This window comes from Enterocloster sp. HCN-30185 (genome assembly GCF_037890305.1).
GTDB lineage: Bacteria > Bacillota > Clostridia > Lachnospirales > Lachnospiraceae > Enterocloster.
The window spans coordinates 1-857 of sequence record NZ_JBBKBT010000046.1; the positions used below are offsets into that span (position 1 = coordinate 1).

Consider the following 857-nt stretch of genomic DNA (forward strand, 5'->3'; position numbering starts at 1 on the left):
GCCTTTATTTCAGTCATATCGGTCATGCACTTTTCAAGAGGCTTTTCAGCAGCGAAGTCACGCTTGATTAAATCGTCGGATTTACTGGCTTCTCTATCAGCTTTGGTAATAGCATTCGGCTTACGTTTTGGTTTATGATTAAGACCAATTTCTGCCATGACACGATAAACAGTTCTCTCACCGGGAATATGTACTCCCTCAGGCTGTTTGAGCTGTAAGGCCTGATACATACGGATTCTTCCATAAGTGTCATTGCATTCATCTTCGCTGCAAATATCAAGCATTGCATCTGCCAGTGCCTGATATTTCCAAGGGGTATCTTTTGCTTTTAGGAATTTGTTGAATGCCTGCCTTGAAACATGAAGCACTTTGCAATAAAAAGAAATTTTACCCTTAATCCGGCCGTCATCCGTTTTGATTGCAATAAACATTAATCTCTGTTTTTTGCTGACTTCCGACGGCTGGCTGCGAAAAAAGCACTTGCTTCCTCAAGGAATTCGTTTTCTTCTTTTAAGCGACGAATTTCCTTATCCTGCTCTTTTACACGCTTTCTGAGTTCAATAAGCTCATCGTTGAGGGATAAAGCATTCTTGGGCGTATGAACTGCTTCATTTGCACTGAGACGCCCCTCTTTGAAGGCTTTTATCCAAGTGTACATAGTACCCTTTGGAATCCCTAATTCCTGAGCAGCTTTATGACCGCCGATTTCCTGGGCAAGCTTTACCGCCTGTGCTTTAAATTCATTGTCATAAGATTTTTGATTCTGTGCCATAGGTTTTTCTCCTGTTCTCGTATTGATTATGATTATATATCAAAATCCTTGAGAATAGGGTGTCAACTTTATTTATACACCATCA

General features: G+C 40.6%; 2 protein-coding genes. Both read right to left on the reverse strand.

Annotated features, from left to right (window positions below):
* Positions 1-431: IS3 family transposase (locus tag WKT10_RS15895; RefSeq protein ID WP_340278049.1), on the reverse strand; the 431-nt coding region annotated here is incomplete at its 3' end.
* Positions 431-772, reverse strand: coding sequence for a transposase (locus WKT10_RS15900; RefSeq protein WP_004615554.1), 342 nt, complete (start codon positions 770-772; stop codon positions 431-433). The genes WKT10_RS15895 and WKT10_RS15900, both read right to left, overlap by 1 nt.
* Positions 773-857 lie beyond the last annotated feature (85 nt).

Coding starts and splice junctions, on each gene's coding strand:
- WKT10_RS15900 (WP_004615554.1), bottom strand. CDS start 772: ATGGCACAGAATCAAAAATCTTATGACAATGAATTTAAAGCACAGGCG.